Genomic DNA, 19161 nt, shown 5'->3' with positions numbered 1-19161 from the left:
TGACCATAGCGCAGTGCAGAACGGATTAGGTCGAAAGTGATAACTTCGTCACTTTCGGCCGAGCCGGATTACTCGCCCTGGTCGGCCGACTCGGACTCGCGTCGAGCCTGGGCTTCCTCGGGTGGAAGCGACCCACGCTGGATAGTTGAACTGGCGTCGCGCGCCACGCGTCGAAGCCGCTTGTCCGACACTGCACGCTCACCCACGGCCTGGGGGGTCCACGCGTTCAGGTCTTCCTCGCTGAACCCTGTCTTCGATGGTCGACGCTTGGTGCTGATACCGGTCACGCCGTGCGCGAGGCGCCGGGTCGTGAGCAGGAACCCGGTGTGCGCCACCATCCGATGGTCAGGGCGGACCGCGAGGCCTTCAAGGTGCCAGCCGCGCACCATCGATTCCCACGCGTCCGGCTCGGTGAACCGTCCGTCGGCGCGAATCGCCTCGGCGGTACGCGACAGCTGTGTCACCGTAGCGACGTAGCTGATCCACACACCGCCGGGTGCCAGCACTGTGGCAACGGCGTCGAGGCATTCCCATGGCGCCAACATGTCGAGGACAACGCGGTCAACGGTTCCCGGCTTTTCGGCCTCAATGACCTGCTCCTGGAAGTCTCCGAGCGTGATCTGCCAGGCGGGGTGCGGGCCGCCGAAGATCGTCTCGACGTTCCCTTTCGCGATGTCCGCGAACTCTTCCCGACGCTCGAACGAGTGAAGGTAGCCGTTGTCACCGACGGCGCGCAGCAATGAGATGGAGAGCGCTCCGGAACCGACCCCAGCCTCGACGACGCGCGCACCTGGGAAGATGTCAGCCATCGTCACGATCTGGCCGGCGTCTTTGGGGTACACGACGGCCGCGCCGCGCGGCATCGACAGCACGAAGTCGGAGAGCAGCGGGCGAAGCGCCTGGTACTGCGCGCCGTTGGTGTTGGTAACGATGGTGCCTTCCGATGCTCCGATCAGCTGATCGTGGCTGAGGAACCCTTTGTGCGTGTGAAAGGCTCCGCCCGGGGTCAGGGTGATGGTATTCATTCGACCCTTTTCGTCCGTCAGCTGCACCCGTTCGCCGGGACGGAGCGGACCGCGGCGAGCTGCCGCTCCATGGGGCTGCTGCTCAGTCTCGATGTCGGTCGCCGTGCCGAACTGGCTGGTGTTCATGAGGTCCTCCGGTGGTTCTGCTGAGGCAGCCCGGAGGCGCCCGCGTGCTTGGGGTGTCAGTTAAAACCTGGGTGGGAGCGGCCGGTAATTGCCGCGATGACAACGGACTGGTGCAGCAACCCGGTCACTGTGCCCTGTCTGTCCGTGACGGCGTATTCACTGCCGGCGAGCCGGGCGAGATACTGCACCAGCTCCTGCCCTTCGGCGAATTCCGGGACATATGCTCCGGGGGCGAGGGCCCGGGCAACAGCGTTGGCAGGAGTGGTCTCTGCCTGGGAGTCGGGAACGGCCGTCAGCGCATCGCGATCAATTACCGCTTCCGGCAGCCCGTTCGGGCTGGTGAGAACGACGTCGACTCCCGGTCTGTCGGCGAGGAGACGCTTTACCTGTTGCACGGAGGTCCCGGCGAGTACGCCGACGGCAGGCTGCTTGAGCCTTCCCGCGCTGACTTCCGGTAGCCGCAGCCGCATCTTGGCATTGGCTATCGCGGAGCTGGCTCCCAGCCACAGAAAACCTCCCATGACGACGGCTACGATCACCGTGACGGGACTTGGCTGGCTACCAGTCAGAAGCGGAACCAGCACGACGACGGCGATCAGTCCGACGGCGATCAACCGCCCCGTCCAGCCGGCAGCCACGGTGCCCTTTTCCTGGCTTCCGGTAGCGCGCCAGACGGCTGATTCCACGATCCGCCCGCCGTCGAGCGGCAGTCCCGGCAGCACATTGAACGCTGCGACGAGGAAATTTGCCCAGACGAGGATATTGGCGAGCAGATTGGTCACGCCCGTTGGCTGCAGAAGGAGAATCGCTCCCCAGCCGGCCAGAGCGAGGACGAAGTTAGCGGCCGGTCCCGCAAGCGCCACAACGAGAGATCTGCCCGGGCTGGCAGCGAAGTTCTCGAACTGGGTGTGTCCACCCCAGAGGTTCAGGACGATCCGGGTTGTCGGCCATCCGAAGCGGCGGGCAGAAAGTGCGTGGGCGAGCTCATGGATCAGCACCGATACCGCCAGGAGCACCGCGTAGGCAAGAGCAACGCCATAGGCACCGATTCCCAGGCCGGGGTATAGATCTGCTACCTGAGGGCCGAAGACAATCACCACGAAAGCGGCAATGATGAACCAGGACCAGGCCAGCACCACAGGGATACCGACAATCCTTCCCAGCGGTATGCCGTCCTGCCGTGTTGCCTCAGCGCGTCGTGACCGGTTCACGTGATCCGCCTGTCGCCGGAGGCGCTCTCAGTCTGGGAGGGCAGAAGGCTTTCGAGATCCTCGACCTGGCGCCCTTCGAGGGATGGCCAAAGATGGTCGGCGGAGTCGGGGGGCAACGCAACGAAATGCGGCACACCGAGAGTCACCACTCCGGAGGCCTTGGCGGCGGTGACGCCGGGAAGGGAATCCTCAATCGCGACGACGGCCCCTTTACGCAACGGGCCTACGCGTGCAGTAAGTTCATCGAACGCCGTCTGGTAGGCCTCCGGATCGGGCTTCCCCCTGGTGACGCGGTCTCCGGTGACCAGCAACTCGAAGGTGTCTCCCGGGAGATGCCGGGCCACTTCCACGGCCAGTTGCTGCTCCGACATAGTGACCAGGGCGCATGGGATGTCCCTTCCGCGGAGGGCCAGAAGGAGTTCGCGCGCACCGGGTCTCCACGGCACCGATTCGCGCACCTTAGCCGTCACCTGTTCGGTGAGCGTATCGATGATCTCCCGCACGCTGAGCTTCACACCGGCCGCCTGCAGCACCCCGGCGGAGAAAGTTAGAGCTTGCCCTACCAGGCCCTCGGCCTGTTCAGCCGACCAGGAGCCACCGTGAGCCGCTACCAGCTGGTGCTCCGCTTCTATCCAGTACGGCTCGGTGTCGACAATGGTGCCGTCCATGTCCCAGAGGACCGCTTGAAGCTCGACCGTTCCGGACGCTTCATGCCCGGGCGGCGCGGTGATGTTCGAGGGCACAGCCGTATCGCTGGAAGGGGTGACCATGTCCCAAGTCTACGTGGCTGCGTTGCGCTGAACTGCGGTGCGCTCTGCGCGAAGCGCCGGTGGCGTGCCTGACACGGCAGCGGCAGGAGGTCTAGGGTGAAACGGTGAGTACGTTCGAAGACAACCAGAGCCAAGGCGTTCCCGCGGGCCTTCCGGGGCTCTTCCCTGAGAGCAACGGGAAGCGCCGGGTCACCGTGATGCTGGCCGCTTTCGAAGGCTGGAACGACGCCGGCGAAGCCGCCAGCGATTCCCTGAAGTTTGTGGGCAAGCAGTGGGGCGGCGAGAAGATCTCCACCATTGACGCCGACGAGTTCTACGACTTCCAGTTCACCAGGCCCGTCATCAAACGCAACAGCTCCGGGCAGCGGCGCATCAAGTGGCCAACCACCCGCATCAGCCGCGCTTCGGTGCCGGAGAGCAACCTCGATGTGATCCTTGTGCACGGAGTGGAGCCGTCCTACAAGTGGCGCGCCTACACGGCCGAACTCATCGGAATGGCGAAGGAGCTCGAGGTCGACTGCCTCGTCCTGGTGGGTGCCCTTCTCGCGGACGTGCCCCATACCCGCCCCATACCGGTCACGGTTTCTTCAGACGATGACCTCATTCGCGAGTCGCTCAACGTCGAGTCCTCAACCTACGAGGGGCCCATTGGAATAGTAGGGGTGCTCGCTGAAGTCGGTCAGCTCGCGGATATACCGACGCTGTCCATGTGGGCTGCTGTTCCCCACTATGTTGGACAGTCACCGTCGCCTAAAGCGCAGCTTGCCCTGCTGAACCGTCTGGAAGAGCTGCTTCACGTAGGTCTGGACACCCACGCGCTCGCCGAGGAAGCTGAGGCCTGGGAGCGGGGCGTTGACGAGCTGTCGACTGAGGACCCGGAGGTTGCAGCGTATGTCCGGCAGCTTGAGGAAGCCAAAGATACCGCCGACTTGCCCGAGGCAAGCGGCGAATCCATCGCACGGGAGTTCGAGCGTTACCTGAAAAAGCGGCGGAAGGACTAGTCCTTCAACCGGATGCCCAAGAGTGCGTCCAGCGCGTCCGCCGCAAGCTCCGCGCCTTCGTCTGTACCCGTGAGATGTGCGCCCGCCGCGCACCAGCTGTCCACTGCCTCCAAGGCGGCCGGAGCATCAAGGTCATGAGCCAGTGCCGCGCGCATCGACGCAAGGAGTTCGTGCACCGACTCCACGGTGGCGGTGGCAAGCGCCGCTCGCCACATATCAAGACGGGAGCGTGCAGCGTCGAGGGCTCCCGTGGTCCACGACCAGTCGGAGCGGTAGTGATTCGCGAGGATGGCAAGACGAATGGCCACTGGATCCGTGCCGGCCTCCCGTAGAGCTGACACCAGCACAAGATTCCCCTTGGACTTGCTCATTTTCTCGCCGTCGAGCCCAACCATGCCCGCATGCGCGTAGTGGCGGGCGAGAGGGAGACCCGAGATGGCCTGGGCATGTCCGGCGCTCATCTCGTGGTGCGGGAACATCAGATCCGATCCCCCGCCCTGAACCGCGAAGGGCGCATCGAGGTGCTGAAGTGCAATCACGGAGCACTCAATATGCCACCCTGGCCTGCCCGGGCCCAGGGAGGCTCCGTCCCAGGAGGGCTCCCCTGGCCGCGCCACGCGCCACAGGAGCGGATCCAGGGGGTTGTGCTTGCCGGCTCGGGCGGGGTCTCCGCCCCGCTCGGCGAAGGTCGCGATCATTTCCTGCCCACTCAGGTGCGAGATGAAACCCGGATTCCACGTGGTTCCGTTGCCGGCATCCGTTTCCTGGCTGGCTCGTTCGACAGAGAAGTAGACATCCCCATCGGGTTCCGTCTCCGATCCAGGGACGCAGTAGGCAAGGTTGCGCTGGAGCAGGTCCTCGATGACCGGAACGATGGCCGGCACCGACTCCACCGCGCCCACGTAATGGTCAGGCGCCAGTACGTTCAGTGCCTCCATATCGGTGCGGAAGAGGTCCGTTTGGGAACGGGCGAGATCCATCCAATCGACTTTTGTGGCGGTCGCCCGCTCCAGCAGCGGGTCATCGACGTCGGTGACATTCTGCACGTAGTCGACGTCATGACCGGCGTCCCGCCAGAGCCGGTTCAACAGGTCAAAGGCCACGTAGGTTGCCGCGTGGCCCATGTGGGTTGCGTCGTACGGGGTTATCCCGCATACATACAGTCCTTGGCGGGCTTCCTGCGGGAGTTGGGCGAGTGTCCCCAACGCACTATCCCAAAGGCGGATGGGTGGGGGGCCGCCGGGCAGGTCCGGAACAGTGCGGGAATTCCAGGAGATCACGGTTCTACCTTAGAGGGTCGGTGTTGGAGGACAGATGGCGCGGCGCCCGTTATGCGGAGATGACACCGAAACCAAGGAGCAAGAAAATAACCATGCCCAGCGCTATGCGGTACCAGACGAAGATTCCGTAGCTGCGTGTGGAAACGAACTTCAGGAACCATCCGATGATCACGTAGCCCACGCCGAAGGCTATAAGTGTTGCGAGCAGCGTCTCCCCGGGTCCGTAGGGTCCCGGCGTGCCTGCGCTCTTGTAGAGCTGGTAGAAGCCACTGCCGAAGACTGCGGGGATGGCCAGAAGGAAGGAATACCGTGCGGCGGCCTCGCGGGTGTAGCCCATCAGGAGTCCCGCGGTGATGGTTCCGCCCGAGCGGGAGACGCCGGGAATGAGCGCCAGCGCCTGGGCGAAGCCGTACAGGATGCCGTGCTTATAGGTGAGACGGTCGAGGGTGAGTCTTTGGCGTCCAACAGCGTCTGCGACGGCCAGAATGACGCCGAAGACCACCAGCATGGTGGCGACAAGCCACATGCTGCGGAACGTGCTTTCAATCTGGTCCTGGAAGAGCAGACCCAGGATGACGATGGGAATACTGCCGAGAATGACCAGCCAACCCATCCGTGCATCCGGATCGTTTCGTGGGACCTTCCGGGTGAGCGAACCGAACCATGCCCGGATGATCCGGAGGATGTCGCGCCAGAAGTAGACGATGACGGCGGTTTCAGTTCCAAGTTGGGTGATGGCGGTGAAGGCCGCTCCGGGGTCCTGCGCCCTGGGCAGCAATTCCCCGACGATCCGCAGGTGTGCACTTGATGAGATTGGCAGGAATTCGGTAAGGCCCTGAACGAGGCCCAGGACGGCCGCTTCGATCCAATTCACAGATAAGACCCTACGTCACCGTTCGGAGCACAGGCTTTAGGCTTGGCGTATGCAGTGGCGAAATGTGGGCGGTAGCGGACAGCTGGTATCTGTGCTCGGTCTAGGGACGATGACCTGGGGAATGGACGTTGATGAAGAGGCAGCGCGGGAGCAACTTCGCCTGTTTGTAGAGGCCGGTGGAACGCTTGTGAGCACTGCTGCTCGATTCTCCGATGGGCAGGCGGAAGCGCTCCTCGGTTCCCTGTTGGGAGACGTCGTCGCCCGCTCTGAGGTTGTACTTGCAGTACTGGGCGGCATTCCGAGGCACTGGTCCGAGGGCCGCGTGGACGCCTCGCGTAAGGGACTGCTGGATTCTCTGGACGCTTCGCTTTCACGGCTGGGCACCGACAGCGTCGACTTTTGGATGGCGCCGGCGTCGGAATCGCCCGTCCCCGTCGAGGAGACCCTGGCCGCACTGGAATACGCTTATCGTTCAGGGCGCGCCCGCTATGTGGGTGTGACCAATTACACAGGGTGGGAACTTGCCCGGCTGTGTTCCACGGCAGGATTCCCGGTGTCTGTCCACGAAACGGAGTATTCCCTGTTGAGCCGACGGGTGGAGGACGAGGTGCTGCCTGCATCGGAAGCTTTCGGTGTGGGAACCATCGCCTGGGCACCGCTTGGCCGTGGGGCGCTCACGGGGAAGTATCGCTCCCAACTGCCGTCTGATTCTCGTGCTGCCAGCGACGACTGGGCCGGCTATCTCGAACCATATCTGGCCGGCAAGGCCGCGCGGATCACGGATGCGGTGTCTACTGCTGCGCGCGGACTGGAACTCTCAGCTGCGGAGGTCGCCCTGCGCTGGCTGCTCCAGCGACCGACCGTGGCTTCGGCTGTCCTCGGCGCACGCACGGGGGCGCAACTCAAGGAGCTTCTTGCGTGTTCCCAGGCTCCCCTGCCCGCGCAGATAGCTGAGGTTCTCGATGAGGTTTCGGCTCCCCGATAGCCGCCGGATCGGTCGGCTTACGAACCGGTGACCGACTCCACTTCTTCCTCTTCGTCTTCGTCGTCCTCGTAAATGACGAGCGGAGTCACTTCTCCATACGCCTCATACAACGATTCTTCGTATGCCTCAAAGGAATCCGCGATCGAAAGATAAGCAGATTCCACCGCCGGATCATCGTCTCCCCTGCGCGATGCTGCAGCGGCGAGGTGTTCTTCAAGTGCGGAAACCAGCGATTGCAATGCGACACGCGGATCGATGCTCATGGTCTAGACGTTATCGGTAAAGTGAAGCAAATTGGAGGGAAATGCGCGAACAATTTCTGAACTCAACCGTCATCCGGAAACGGGACTACGGCCGTCAGTATGAGTACCTTGTGGTCACCGTCAGCGCTGGTGAGCCCCTGTCCGCTGCCCGCCAGCTCCTGACCGAACATGCCGAATACGGCAAGTGGGAACTCGAACGCAGCTGCATCTACATTGGCGGGCATCGAAGGTTCTGGCTTCGGCGCAAGGTCCTGCGGGTGGAGCGCACGGCCTAGATCTGCTGCTCAGGTCCAAGCCAGGCGTTCGCCACCGTGCGACGAGCGGATTCCACGGTGGAGGGATGGAAGGTACCTGCGGTCACGTCGCGCGAAAGGCGGCTGATCTCGCTTTCCGTGAAGTAGCCCCTGCCGCCGGAGAGCGACACAGCTGCATCCACCAGTTCGCGGGCGGCGCCCGTCGCGTGGGTCTTGAGGGACACCAGCTTTGCGAACCATCGGTCCTCATGGTCGACGCCGTCATCCAGGTCGGCAGCGAGCAGCCGAAGGTGCGCGTCAAGAGCTTCCCACTTCATTGCCGCTTCAGCTACGGTCATCCGTATGGCGGGCCGGGACGCAACCGGAACGCCGTCCATACCGGGCGTCCGCGCAAGCGGCGCCTGCACAGCGAGTTCGAGGGCGCGGTCCGCGATGCCCGCGTAAACGGCGCTGATGAGGGTCTCGAATGCGGCGAAGACGGCGAAGACAAAGGGGTCGCGATTGGGGCCGACCGGGAGATGCCGGAAGATGCGCTCGGACGGTATGACGACGCCGTTGAGGCGAGTCGTGTGCGATTGCGTCGCCCGCATCCCTACCGTGTTCCAATCCGCGAGGATTTCCACACCTGTTGATCCCCGGGTGATGAATCCGTGAACGAGTTGCGGTTCCCCGCCACCCTCGCTCTTGCCGAAGACGCCGAGCCTGGTCCATACCGGGGAAAGACTGGTGAAAATTTTGGTACCGGTGAACTTGTAGGCACCGCCCGCTTCCCGCTCCGCAATGGTTATCGAGTCGAACAGCACAGCATCGTTACCCGGTTCCGATAGTCCGAAGGCGAAGACCTCCCCCTCGGCAGCCTCTTTCAGAATGAAGCCCAGGGACGGGTCCCCCAGCTTCTCGTGAAGCCTTGCCACGGCGGTCCAGACGAGGTGCATGTTGACGGCGAGGGCGGTTGCGGGCGCGGCCGCAGCCAGTCGTCGCTGGCAGGCAACCGCTTCCGCCATGCCAAGAGCCGCGCCGCCGTCGTCCTCCGCGCAGAAGAGCCGTAAATAGCCGCGTGAGGCGAGATCATCGAAATCCTCGTGGCAGAACACATTGCGTGCGTCGTAATCAGGCGCGCGTGTTCGGAACCGGTTCAGGAGGTCGTCCGGGAGGATTTCTTCTGCAGGGGAACCCATCAGCTGTTGGTGAGCAACCGGTTGAGGACCCTCGCGCCGAAACGGAGGGATTCGGTGGGAACCCGCTCATCCACGCCGTGAAACATTCCGGTGAAGTCGAGATCATCCGGCAGCCGCAGCGGAGCGAATCCGTACCCGGTGATGCCCAACCGGCTGAGCGACTTGTTGTCTGTGCCACCGGACAGGGTGTACGGAAGGACCTTGGCTTCAGGGTCCTCGGCAAGCAAGGCATCGACCATGCGGTCGACCAGATTACCGGCAAACGGTACCTCGAGGGAAACGTCCTTGTGCGCATAGGAGACTTCCACGGACTCTCCAGCGAGGGACTTGATGGTCGCCAGGACTTCCTCTTCCTGCCCTGGAAGGGTACGGACGTCGATGAGCGCCTCCGCGCTGCCTGGGATGACATTGTGCTTGTATCCCCCCTTCAGCATGGTTGGGTTCGACGTGTTCTGAAGGGTTGCGCCGACAAAGCGCGCGACGGTGCCCAGTTCCTTGAGTAGTGTCTTCGGGTTGTCAGGGTCGAATTCGACGCCGGTCAATTCCGTCACGCCATCCAGGAACTGGCGCGTGGTAGGTGTCAGTTCAACCGGCCACTGATGCTCTCCGATACGGGCCACTGCCCGGGCGAGCTGTGTCACCGCGTTGTCGGTGTTGATTTGCGATCCATGCCCGGCCCGGCCGTGAGCCACGAGGCGGAGCCAGGAGATCCCCTTCTCCGCCGTCTGCAGCAGGTATGTGCGCTGCCCGCCGATCGTCGCCGAGAATCCACCCACCTCCGAGATCGCCTCGGTTGCGCCCTCGAAAAGCTCCGGTTTGTTGTCGACCAACCAGGAGGCGCCGTAGTTTCCGCCGGCTTCCTCATCGGCGAAAAAGGCAAAGATGAGGTCACGCTTCGGATGGACACCCTCCCGCTGCATCGACCGGAGGACAGACAGGATCATCGCATCCATGTCTTTCATGTCGACGGCCCCGCGTCCCCAGATCAGACCGTCCCGTTCCTCCGCGCCGAACGGGTCTACGCTCCAATCCTCCTTCTGCGCCGGCACGACATCGAGGTGGCCATGAACCACCAGCGCAGGGAGGCTTGAGTCGCTTCCGCTGACACGGGTGACAACCGACGCCCGGCCCGGGGCCGACTCGAAGAGCTGGGCCTCAAGACCCACTTCCTCAATCAGCCCCGCCGTATATTCAGCGGCCTTCCGCTCTCCCGGCCCCTCGTTGTCTCCGAAGTTGGAGGTGTCGATCTGTATGAGCTCCCGGCAGATCCGGACTACTTCATCTTCGGGGGCGACTCCCATGACAGACCTCCATCGTTCGGTGGGTGAATGACTCCAGCCTACCGATGAGTACCGGGGCCGGGACCCGAATCGTGTGATTTGCAGCACGTTCCGCTGTGAATTGCGTCTTGTTGCCTCAGGCTACGGCTAGTCTGTTGGGCGTCGGCGCCGCTCTGGCGCACAAATTACCTTCCCTGGGGAGAACATGAAGACCATCAAGATTGCGGCTACCGCCGTTGTCGCCCTCGCTGTGCTCACCGCCTGCGGCGAGTCCACCGAATCTGCCGCCACACCAGCAGAGGCAGCGCCCACCCCTGCAAGCTCAAGCGCTCCTGCAGCGAACATCGTGCAGCCTGCCACCAATGAGCTCATGGGCGAGTCAACCGCCGATGGGGCCAAGGCATTTCTGCACCATGTATTCGAACTGAAGTCCTACGCCCTGCAGACAGGCGACATCGAAGCACTGCTCGCGTCCCTCGACGGCGCTGACGCGGCGGTTGCCGATGCTGAATCGATCAAGGCCATCTACGACGACGGCGGTTGGATCCTTGGCGGGCAGCCCAAGGTGAAGCAGATCCTCATCACTACCCCCGCCGACGAGGTCGCTGAGGGCGTGGAAGTTGAGGCTGTGATCCCCGTCAATCCGAGTGCCTACACTGAGTTCGACGAGTCGGGCGAGGCGCAGGAGACACGTCCGTTCGACGCGGCCGGCTCGATCTACTCGGCCACCGTGGTCTACACGGAGGGCGAATGGAAAGCGACGTACCTCGAGGAGACTCCGGACGCCGAACTGCCTGCTGCGGAGTAGTCCTGCTCCTCGACACGTAGAAGCACCCATCCCCTGCCGACCGCAGGGGGTGGGTGCTTTTTCGTTGGACCGATTCGCGAGGTTGGTGGCTTCACACACTCATCGATCAGGAAGCGCGTGCCTCGTCCTCATGTTCCTCCCACAACGTGACCGTCCTATGGCCAGGGTTCAGGTACGTGTGATTTTGTGCGATGACAGACTCAGCCTTGCTCGTTGTGACCGTCCACGTGCTCGGACAGGTCTTGCACTTGATTGTTCCCATATCCGCCCCAATTAGTCCCGCTCTGCTACAGGACTTTCAGGATCCTCTGCTGAAGCTTCAGGCGTCAAGCAATCTTCTACAGACGTGAGAATTGCTTGAGGGCTTCTTGAGAGTACCTTTCAGTAACCCGAAGAAATGTCCCACACCCGGCTGTGAGGGGAGCCGGACGGGTCCGATGCAGGAGGCGCGTACGTCGAACCCGCCCGGCGAGAACTCTCGCCAGGTCATGGCGGCTGCTCCCGGCTCAATGATGCTTTGGAAGGCTTGGTGATTCCTTGGGACGGGTTGGCGAAGGAGTCAGGAGCGAAACAAGCCGCTGTAGGCGTTGAGAGCGAGTTGGCCGCCGAGGTGGGCATACAGGACGTTGCTGCCGGCCGGGATATCTCTGCTCTTGACCAAATCAATCAGGCCTGCCAGCGACTTCCCCTCGTAGACGGGGTCAGTGATCATCGCTTCCAGCGAGGCGCCCAACCTGATGGCTTCCAGCGTTGACTCGACCGGTATTCCGTACAGATCGCCGGCCCATCCTTCCATTACAGTGATCTCGTCATCCCGGAGTTCGCGGCCCAGTCCTATCAGCTCTGCCGTGTTCCGTGCTATTCGTTCGACCTGCTCGCGCGTTTTCCGCAGGGTGGCAGACGCATCAATCCCGATGACGCGACGCGGCCTCTGCTGTCCCGCGAACCCCGCGATCATTCCCGCGTGAGTAGAGCCGGTAACTGTGCACACAAGGATGGTGTCGAAGAACACGCCAAGCTCACGTTCCTGCTGTTCTACTTCATACGCCCAATTCGCGAAGCCCAGCCCGCCGAGTTTATGGTCCGAGCCGCCTGCCGGAATCGCGTAAGGAGTGCCCCCGGCGGCCCTCACCTCTTCGATGGCATTTTTCCAGCTGTCCCTGATTCCGATGTCGAAACCGGCGCTGTCCAACCGCACGTCGGCGCCCATTATCCGGGAGAGCAGGATGTTTCCCACCCGGTCCGAGAGCGGATCGGGCCATTCCACCCAGTTTTCCTGGACCAGACGTGCCTTCATGCCCAGCTTCGCTGCGACTGCAGCGACCTGGCGTGTGTGGTTGGACTGGTACCCGCCGATTGATACCAGGGTGTCTGCACCCTGAGCGATCGCATCGGGGACAAAGTACTCAAGCTTGCGGGTCTTATTCCCCCCGAACGCCAACCCGCTGTTCACGTCTTCCCGTTTTGCCCAGATCTGCGCTCCGCCCAGGTGCGCCGTCAGGCGAGGCAAATGATGCACCGGACTAGGGCCGAAGGTGAGGGGGTAGCGGTCAAAATCCGAGATTGCCATGGATAGGTCCCTTCGCTAGGAGACGGGAGCACAAGCGAAACGAAGACTGAGCGCCCGTCGATCAAAAACTCGCCTACGGCAGGTGATTCACACCCAGCCGGCGGACGGTCCCATCACCGTACCAATGGTTCGCTCGGGGGTACCCGGGTTTTCCATCACGCCTTTGGCAAAAGTCGGCTCCAATAGATACAGCGCCGACCCAAACTGAAGCGGCGTCCAGCGGTCGAGGCGGGAGACACGTGGTCGAGAACGCACTTCGCGTGGTTGAGGGCACAAAAAAACCCCGGTTTCCCGGGGTTTTTGTTGTGCGCGGAGGGGGACTTGAACCCCCACCCTCAATAAGAGGACTAGCACCTCAAGCTAGCGCGTCTGCCATTCCGCCACCCGCGCAGGTGATGTTTTCGAGGAGTGAATCGCTCGAAGCAGCGAGAAAAACTCTAACACGATCAGGCCCGAAGTCTTTAATCGAGACCTCTCGACCGGAGTCTGTCCGCAATTGATCCGATACCAACGAGAGTCTCCTCGAAGGACGTCGACAGGGGTGAGAACCCGAGACGCAGGCCCTGAGGATTACGGAAGTCGGGAATGATTCCGTCGCGCCAGAGCTCCGAGATCATCCCGCTGAAGGCAGGATGGTCAATCGTGATGTGGCTGCCGCGCTCCTCCGGAGCGCGGGGTGAGGCAATCTGCACCCCGTCGGCCCCCATGAGGTCCTCGACGATGGTGACGGCGAAGGAAGTCAGCTTCAAGGACTTCGCACGGACAGCCTCTATGCCGACTTCCTCCAGAAGGTCCAGCATGTCCTGCAGCGCCTGCATACCCAGGATCGGCGGTGTACCCGAGACCATGCGGCGAATCCCGTCTGCGGGCTGGTAGCCCGTCCCCATCCCAAAGGGATCCGCACTTCCCAACCACCCGGGGATTGGCTGGCTGAGGTCCGCCAGATGTCGCGCTGCGACGTATGCCCAAGCAGGCGCTCCTGGCCCACCGTTCAGGTACTTATAGCTGCATCCGACCGCAAAATCGGCTTCGCACTCGTCCAACCGCACCGGAACCGACCCCACCGAGTGGCTTAGGTCCCAGACGATGAGCGCTCCGGCGTCGTGTGTCAGGCGGGTTATGGCTTCCATGTCCGCTATGTGCGCGGATCGGTACGCCACATGACTCAGCACGACGACGGCGGTATCTGGGCCGAGCGCCTCGCTCACCCCCTCCAGCGTCGGACCGGCGTCAGGCGCTACCTCCACCCAGCGAACCGTTAGCCCGCGGTCGGCGGCGATGGCCTCAACGATGAATCGGTCGGTAGGGAAGTTGTCCCGCTCAATCACAATTTCGGTACGGTCGGGGCGGGCGGCACAGGCCGCGCGAACGACCTTGTAGAGGAGAACGCTGGTCGAATCGGCCACCACGCACTGACCCGGAGCGGCACCGAGTGCAATCCGGCCGATCCTGTCCCCCACCCTCTGCGGAAGTTGCAGCCAATCCTCGTCCCAGGCACGGATGAGCCGCCCGCCCCACTGATCGCGTACGAATTCCGTGAGACGGGCGCTGGTCGCCTTGAGCGGCCGTCCCAGCGAGTTGCCGTCGAGGTACGCCGCGACAGCGTCGTCGTCGTGACCTTCAAACAGGGAGCGGCGTGACGCGAGCGGGTCTTCGGCGTCGAGACTGCGGGCGAGCGCCAGCCGGGAGTCGGGAGTCATGAGATCAGTGTAAGTGCGGGCGGTGTAGGGCAGATCACACCATCGAAAGGCCGGTTTCCCCGCGGCGGGGAAGCCGGCCCTTCGATGGTGGCAAGTGCGTGTTAGCGGTTCGACGCCGTGGAGTACGCGGTCTGGATTGAGCTGCCGAAGTACGGGCCATACATCACGTTCTTCTGGATGTTGTAGCCGAAGCTGTTCACCGAGTTCTGGGTGCCGCCCGAGCCGGATCCGACGAACCACGGGCCGCCGGAAGATCCGCCGGTCATGTCACAGGGGATGCCCTGTGACTGGGTGCCGCCGATCCGATCCCTCGATGCGGTCCCGTAACAGCTCTTCAGGGTCTCACCGTTGAACGGTGAGGCTGCCGGGTAACCATAGGCGGTGTAGGTGAGGCCCCGGGCGAGATTGAACCCGATTTTCGACGCTCCTACCGCGGCGGTCAGGGTCCGGCCGTTCAACGGAGCTACGACGGCGAAGGCGCCGTCGTAGCTGATGTCGTTCCGGGACACCCACTCGGTGGTGGAGTGCAGCGAAGTGGCCGACCACATGCCGTAGGGGGCGGAGCCGTTGTTGTAGGCCGGGACGAACACAAACTTGCTGGCCCAGCCTGCGTTGATGTCGTAGGTGCAGTGTCCAGCGGTGGCGACAGTACTCTGGTTGGTGCTCTGCACGGAGTTCGCTGAGCAGACGTAGTTCTGGCCGCCGAGCGTGAAGAACACCTTCCCGATATGTGAGACCGGAGCCGGGCTGCCTGCCCTCGTGCTTGGTGCTGCCTTCTGCTGGGGCGCGGCCTGCGCCTCAGTGCCGGCCTTGGGCATGATCGAGCGGCCCTGCTCGCCCCAGCCCTGGGAGTTGATGGTGTTGCCCGGCTTCGCGCTCTTCATCCGTTCCGGCGTCCAGTACGCCTCGAGTGCTTCCTGCGAGTCGACCTGGGTGTGCGAGATGGATGCTGCCGGCGCCTTCATTGGCACCTGCGGAGCGGCCTGGGCGGCCCCGCCGGACAGAAGTGCCGAAGCCATCAGCGTCGATGCTGCGAAAACGGCTGCCTTCAAACCTCGTGAGTTCACGAAATTCCTCGTTTCGATCAGTGGTGAGCAGTCAGCGGTAGCTGACATCTGGAGTCTCCACTGTTCGGAACCGCCTTCACAGGTCCGGGAGCCAACTGACCTGAAAGTGGTGGTGATTCAACCGCTCCCTCTGGACGTGGAAGAGCCGGTGTGCAACTATTCCGCGCCGGCTTGCCGGTGCAATCGTTCCAGCCGCCCTGAGAAGTGAGTACGACGGCGTTTCGGATCCCACGCGGTCACCTCGGCACCCAGCCAGTCCGAAGTGGACGATCTCTCCACCTGTGCCGAGAGCAGCACCTTGGACGGCAACGTGACGGGCGCCCGGAAGTCGATCGTCCACTGGAACGGCGATGACTCGTCCGGTCCGATCTCGGCGACCATGCGCGACGCAAGATACATCCCGTGCGCGATAGGTCGCTTCATCCCGAGCATCCGCGAGGACGCAACGCTGAGGTGAATCGGGTTGTAATCTCCCGACACAGCCGCATAACTGCGCCCAATGCCGCCGTTCAATGTCCAAACACGTGTCGGATAATCGGGGACATCCTCCGCTGTGCGATCGGTCACGGCAGGGTCACTGCTGTCTGTTCCTGGCGCAGCGGCTTGAACGCCTTTCGCCAGATAGGTGGACCGTCCGCTCCACACAAGTTCGGAGGCAGCTTCCACATCGACCACGACGTCAGCCATCGTCCCGCTGCGGTGGGGCAACAGGTTCTCCACCCGTGCCGTCACGCTGAGACGTTCATCGATGGCAATCGGATGAAGATGGCGGACCTCGTTGCGAAGATGGATCATGCCGAGTAACGGAAGAGGAAAGTCGGGGCGGGCCAGCACGCTGACCGCGACTGGGAAAGCGAGCGTGTGAACGTATCCCGATGGCAGGAATTGAGATTGGAACCGGCCCATTAGCCCTTGAAAGGCGGCTACCTTCTCCGGCGTCGCAGTGACGTTCTCCACCCGGTGACGGACATCGGGAAGTGCGGTTGACGGCTTCCGTAACCGCAGGGCGGTCTGCGCAGGACGTATCAGCGCCTTCGCGTAGAGGGCGGTGAGGGGCGGCGGTTCCTGAAGCAAGCGATCCATCACGCACCGACCAGGTTTTGACCGCAAACGCGCAATACCTGGCCGCTGATTCCCGAGGCACCCGGAGACGCGAGGAAGGACACGGCTTCGGCTACGTCCAGAGGGAGCCCACCCTGCTGGAGGCTGCTCAGACGACGCGCCACTTCACGCGTGGCGAAGGGGATCTTCGCGGTCATGTCGGTTTCGATGAACCCCGGTGCGACGGCGTTGATAGTGCGCCCGGATCCGGCCAGTGAGTTGGCCGTGGACCTGACCATCCCCATCACGCCGGCCTTCGACGCGGCATAGTTTGTCTGGCCGCGGTTGCCTGCAATCCCGCTGGTGGACGCGAGGCAGACGATGCTGCCGTCGGCGCTGAACCCGTCAGCGGCGAGGAGCTTCTCGTTGATGCGCAGTTGCGATTCAAGATTCACCGCCATGACGGAGTTCCACCGTGCCGGGTCCATATTCGCCAGCAGGCGATCGCGGGTGATCCCTGCGTTGTGCACCATGATGTCCAGCCTGCCGTAACGGGTGGCGGCGTGATTGAGGATCCGCTCTGCAGCATCGGGTGCCGTGACATCGACCTGCAGGGCCGTGCCTCCCACCTCGTTCGCAACCAGGGCAAGGTGTTCGCCCGCGGCCGGCACGTCCACGGCGATGATCTGGGCTCCGTCGCGGCGAAGAACTTTGGCGATCTCAGCGCCGATTCCCCGCGCGGCGCCCGTGACGACGGCGGTTCTCCCAGCGAGCGGAGCATCGGAGCGTTGATGGTGCGCAGCGCCGTCGGACGTTTCCACGGTGACGAACTGTCCGTCGACGTAGGCACTTTTGCCGGAAAGGAGGAACTCGAGTGTCGCACCGACGCTGGGCGCTTCCACGTCCACGTCAGCGTCGAGCAGGACCCCGTTAGCGGTGGCACCGGCGCGCAGCTCCTTCGCAAGACTGCGCAATGCACCCTCGACGGCGTTACGTGCGGAGGCAACCCGAGGTTCGGTGCTGCCTGCTGCGGGCCGGGAGATCGTCACGATGCGCCCGCCGGGCAGGAGTTGGCGAACGACGGAGCCGACTTCCAGGAAGAGACCTGCCAACTGGGCGGGATCCGCGACATCGTCGAGCACTACGACCACCGCCCCCAGTTTCTCCTTGGGGCGTAGGTGCCGACGGACATCCAGATCCCAGCCGAGCAGTGTGGTGGCTACGGTCTGGGTGCCCGGCGACCTACCGAGTACGAGAACCGGACCGGGAACCAGCGGCGCACCGGGAGCGTGACGCCGGAGCGGCACGGGTCGTGGCAGGCCTGCCGTTTTCGCAAACTGGCTGAATGGCTTGGCATTGACGAGCTTGAGGTACGTGTCCGTCATGATCAGCGCGCCTCGAGGATCGCGACGACGCCCTGACCGCCGGCGGCACAGACAGAGATAAGACCGCGGCCCGACCCCTTTTCAGCCAGCGTCTTGGCCAGGGAAGCAACGATACGGGCGCCGGTCGCGGCGAAGGGATGTCCGGCAGCGAGGGATGATCCGTTGACGTTGAGCTTGGTACGGTCGACGCTCCCGAGGGCGCCGGGCAACCCCAGCTGTGTACGGCAAAAGTCTTCATCTTCCCAGGCCGCAAGACTGGTGAGGACGGTGCTGGCGAATGCCTCGTGGATTTCGAAAAAGTCGAAGTCGGCCAGGCTCATGTTGTTCCGCTGGAGCAAGCGTGGCAGGGCGTAGACCGGCGCCATCAGCAGGCCTTCCTTCCCGTCTACGAAGTCAACAGCTGCCGCCTCCGCATCAACGACATTGGCGAGCATCGGCAGATTGTTCTGGCGGGCGTAATCCTCGGAACCCAGTAGAACGACCGCCGCGCCGTCGGTCAGCGGGGTTGAGTTGCCGGCGGTCATGGTCGCATCTGCGGAGAGATTGCGCCCGAACACCGGCTTGAGGGAGCCAAGCTTCTCGAGAGACGTATCAGCGCGGAGGTTGGCGTCCCTGGACACCCCGCGGAACGGCGTGACGAGGTCGTCGAAGAATCCACGGTCATAGGCCGCCGCCATGTTCGTGTGGCTGGCCAGCGACAGCTCATCCTGAGCCTCCCGGCTGATGTTCCAGCGGGCTGTGGTGATTGCCTGGTGCTCGCCCATCGAGAGTCCGGTACGGGGTTCCGATGTTGTCGGAGCATTCGGCAACAGGTCCGCGGGGCGAAGTCCGCGCAACGCTGCAAGCTTCTGGATAGTGCTCTTCGCCCTCGAGAGGTCGAGCAATACGCGCCGCAGCCCCTCGCTCACCGCCACCGGTGCGTCCGATGCCGAGTCAACGCCCCCGGCGATGCCCGATTCGAGCTGCCCGAGCTTGATCTTATTGGAAAGGCCGACCACGGTTTCGAGACCGGTGGCGCAGGCCTGCTGCACATCGTATGCGGGCGTATTCGCGGCGAGCGCTGATCCCAGGACCGCTTCGCGCGTGAGGTTGAAGTCACGGGAGTGCTTCAGGACGGCACCCGCCGCCACCTCGCCGATGCGCTCGCCCTGTAGCCCGAAGCGCGCCACGAGGCCGTCCAACGCCGCCGTCAGCATCTCTTGATTGGAGGCATAGGCGTACTGTCCGCCAGACCGAGCGAACGGGATGCGGTTCCCTCCGATCACGACGGCGGCCCGCGGCTGCGCTGGGACACTGCGGTCGCTCTCGGGCGTGGAGTCCTGTTGGGTGGGAAGGGAGTTCAT

At 63.4% G+C, this 19161-nt stretch carries 18 protein-coding genes and 1 tRNA gene; 4 read left to right on the top strand and 15 right to left on the bottom strand.

Annotated features, from left to right (window positions below; all coding sequences use genetic code 11):
• Nucleotides 1–68 precede the first annotated feature (68 nt).
• From M1D74_RS08475 to M1D74_RS08465, 3 genes are read right to left on the bottom strand one after another with little or no spacing between them, the layout of a single operon-like run.
• Nucleotides 69–1151 (bottom strand): tRNA (adenine-N1)-methyltransferase, encoded by a 1083-nt coding sequence (locus tag M1D74_RS08475; protein WP_309070417.1) that lies wholly within the window; start codon nt 1149–1151, stop codon nt 69–71.
• A gap of 56 nt (nt 1152–1207) precedes the next feature.
• Nucleotides 1208–2362: a site-2 protease family protein gene (locus M1D74_RS08470; RefSeq protein ID WP_458115078.1), complete on the bottom strand. Its 1155-nt coding sequence runs from the start codon at nt 2360–2362 to the stop codon at nt 1208–1210.
• Nucleotides 2359–3132: an HAD family hydrolase gene (locus tag M1D74_RS08465; RefSeq protein ID WP_309070415.1), complete on the bottom strand. Its 774-nt coding sequence runs from the start codon at nt 3130–3132 to the stop codon at nt 2359–2361. Before M1D74_RS08465 ends, M1D74_RS08470 begins: the two co-directional genes overlap by 4 nt.
• Before the next feature lie 104 nt (nt 3133–3236).
• On the opposite strand from M1D74_RS08465, the gene M1D74_RS08460 reads away from it, so the two are divergent.
• Entirely contained in the window at nt 3237–4133 is an 897-nt protein-coding gene (locus tag M1D74_RS08460; protein WP_309070414.1) for a proteasome assembly chaperone family protein, read from the top strand.
• Here M1D74_RS08460 and mshC read toward each other — a convergent pair.
• Together mshC and M1D74_RS08450 are read right to left on the bottom strand one after the other, a co-directional pair.
• Nucleotides 4130–5413, bottom strand: a complete 1284-nt coding sequence (mshC, locus tag M1D74_RS08455) for a cysteine--1-D-myo-inosityl 2-amino-2-deoxy-alpha-D-glucopyranoside ligase (protein WP_458115077.1) — start codon at nt 5411–5413, stop codon at nt 4130–4132. The two genes, M1D74_RS08460 and mshC, sit on opposite strands and share 4 nt — an antisense overlap.
• 49 nt (nt 5414–5462) lie before the next feature.
• Entirely contained in the window at nt 5463–6287 is an 825-nt protein-coding gene (locus M1D74_RS08450) for an undecaprenyl-diphosphate phosphatase (RefSeq protein WP_458115076.1), read from the bottom strand.
• Nucleotides 6288–6336: 49 nt separating this feature from the next.
• Here M1D74_RS08450 and M1D74_RS08445 point away from each other — a divergent pair, with 49 nt between their 5' ends.
• Complete coding sequence (locus M1D74_RS08445; RefSeq protein WP_309070411.1) at nt 6337–7272, top strand: aldo/keto reductase; 936 nt, start codon at nt 6337–6339, stop codon at nt 7270–7272.
• A 17-nt stretch (nt 7273–7289) separates the two neighbouring features.
• On the opposite strand, the gene M1D74_RS08440 is transcribed toward M1D74_RS08445, so the two are convergent.
• Nucleotides 7290–7535 (bottom strand): hypothetical protein, encoded by a 246-nt coding sequence (locus tag M1D74_RS08440; RefSeq protein ID WP_309070410.1) that lies wholly within the window; start codon nt 7533–7535, stop codon nt 7290–7292.
• 41 nt (nt 7536–7576) lie between these two features.
• Here M1D74_RS08440 and M1D74_RS08435 point away from each other — a divergent pair, with 41 nt between their 5' ends.
• Nucleotides 7577–7810: a DUF5703 family protein gene (locus M1D74_RS08435; protein ID WP_309070409.1), complete on the top strand. Its 234-nt coding sequence runs from the start codon at nt 7577–7579 to the stop codon at nt 7808–7810.
• Here M1D74_RS08435 and M1D74_RS08430 read toward each other — a convergent pair.
• Together M1D74_RS08430 and M1D74_RS08425 are read right to left on the bottom strand one after the other, a co-directional pair.
• Nucleotides 7807–8967 (bottom strand): acyl-CoA dehydrogenase family protein, encoded by a 1161-nt coding sequence (locus tag M1D74_RS08430; RefSeq protein WP_458115075.1) that lies wholly within the window; start codon nt 8965–8967, stop codon nt 7807–7809. The genes M1D74_RS08435 and M1D74_RS08430 overlap by 4 nt on opposite strands.
• A complete protein-coding gene (locus M1D74_RS08425) occupies nt 8967–10268 on the bottom strand; it encodes a M20/M25/M40 family metallo-hydrolase (protein ID WP_458115074.1) in 1302 nt (433 codons plus the stop codon). The genes M1D74_RS08430 and M1D74_RS08425 overlap by 1 nt, the downstream gene beginning before the upstream one ends.
• A gap of 184 nt (nt 10269–10452) precedes the next feature.
• On the opposite strand from M1D74_RS08425, the gene M1D74_RS08420 reads away from it, so the two are divergent.
• Nucleotides 10453–11055, top strand: a complete 603-nt coding sequence (locus M1D74_RS08420; protein ID WP_458115073.1) for a DUF6318 family protein — start codon at nt 10453–10455, stop codon at nt 11053–11055.
• Nucleotides 11056–11614: 559 nt separating this feature from the next.
• On the opposite strand, the gene M1D74_RS08415 is transcribed toward M1D74_RS08420, so the two are convergent.
• From M1D74_RS08415 to M1D74_RS08385, 7 genes are all read right to left on the bottom strand, one after another.
• Entirely contained in the window at nt 11615–12625 is a 1011-nt protein-coding gene (locus M1D74_RS08415; RefSeq protein WP_458115072.1) for a 1-aminocyclopropane-1-carboxylate deaminase, read from the bottom strand.
• 306 nt (nt 12626–12931) lie between these two features.
• Nucleotides 12932–13015: transfer RNA gene (locus M1D74_RS08410), tRNA-Leu, on the bottom strand.
• A 71-nt stretch (nt 13016–13086) separates the two neighbouring features.
• Complete coding sequence (gene kynU, locus M1D74_RS08405; RefSeq protein ID WP_458115071.1) at nt 13087–14325, bottom strand: kynureninase; 1239 nt, start codon at nt 14323–14325, stop codon at nt 13087–13089.
• A 101-nt stretch (nt 14326–14426) separates the two neighbouring features.
• A complete protein-coding gene (locus M1D74_RS08400) occupies nt 14427–15392 on the bottom strand; it encodes a trypsin-like serine peptidase (RefSeq protein ID WP_458115070.1) in 966 nt (321 codons plus the stop codon).
• A gap of 156 nt (nt 15393–15548) precedes the next feature.
• Nucleotides 15549–16475, bottom strand: coding sequence for a MaoC family dehydratase (locus M1D74_RS08395; RefSeq protein ID WP_458117112.1), 927 nt, complete (start codon nt 16473–16475; stop codon nt 15549–15551).
• A complete protein-coding gene (locus M1D74_RS08390) occupies nt 16475–17818 on the bottom strand; it encodes a 3-oxoacyl-ACP reductase (protein WP_309070401.1) in 1344 nt (447 codons plus the stop codon). The genes M1D74_RS08395 and M1D74_RS08390 overlap by 1 nt, the downstream gene beginning before the upstream one ends.
• A 2-nt stretch (nt 17819–17820) precedes the next feature.
• A complete protein-coding gene (locus tag M1D74_RS08385; protein WP_309123854.1) occupies nt 17821–19161 on the bottom strand; it encodes an acetyl-CoA C-acetyltransferase in 1341 nt (446 codons plus the stop codon).

The sequence above is a fragment of the Arthrobacter sp. D2-10 genome (assembly GCF_054161285.1).
Note: the sequence above shows the minus strand (reverse complement) of the source record. Positions and strands in the feature narration are given on the sequence as shown.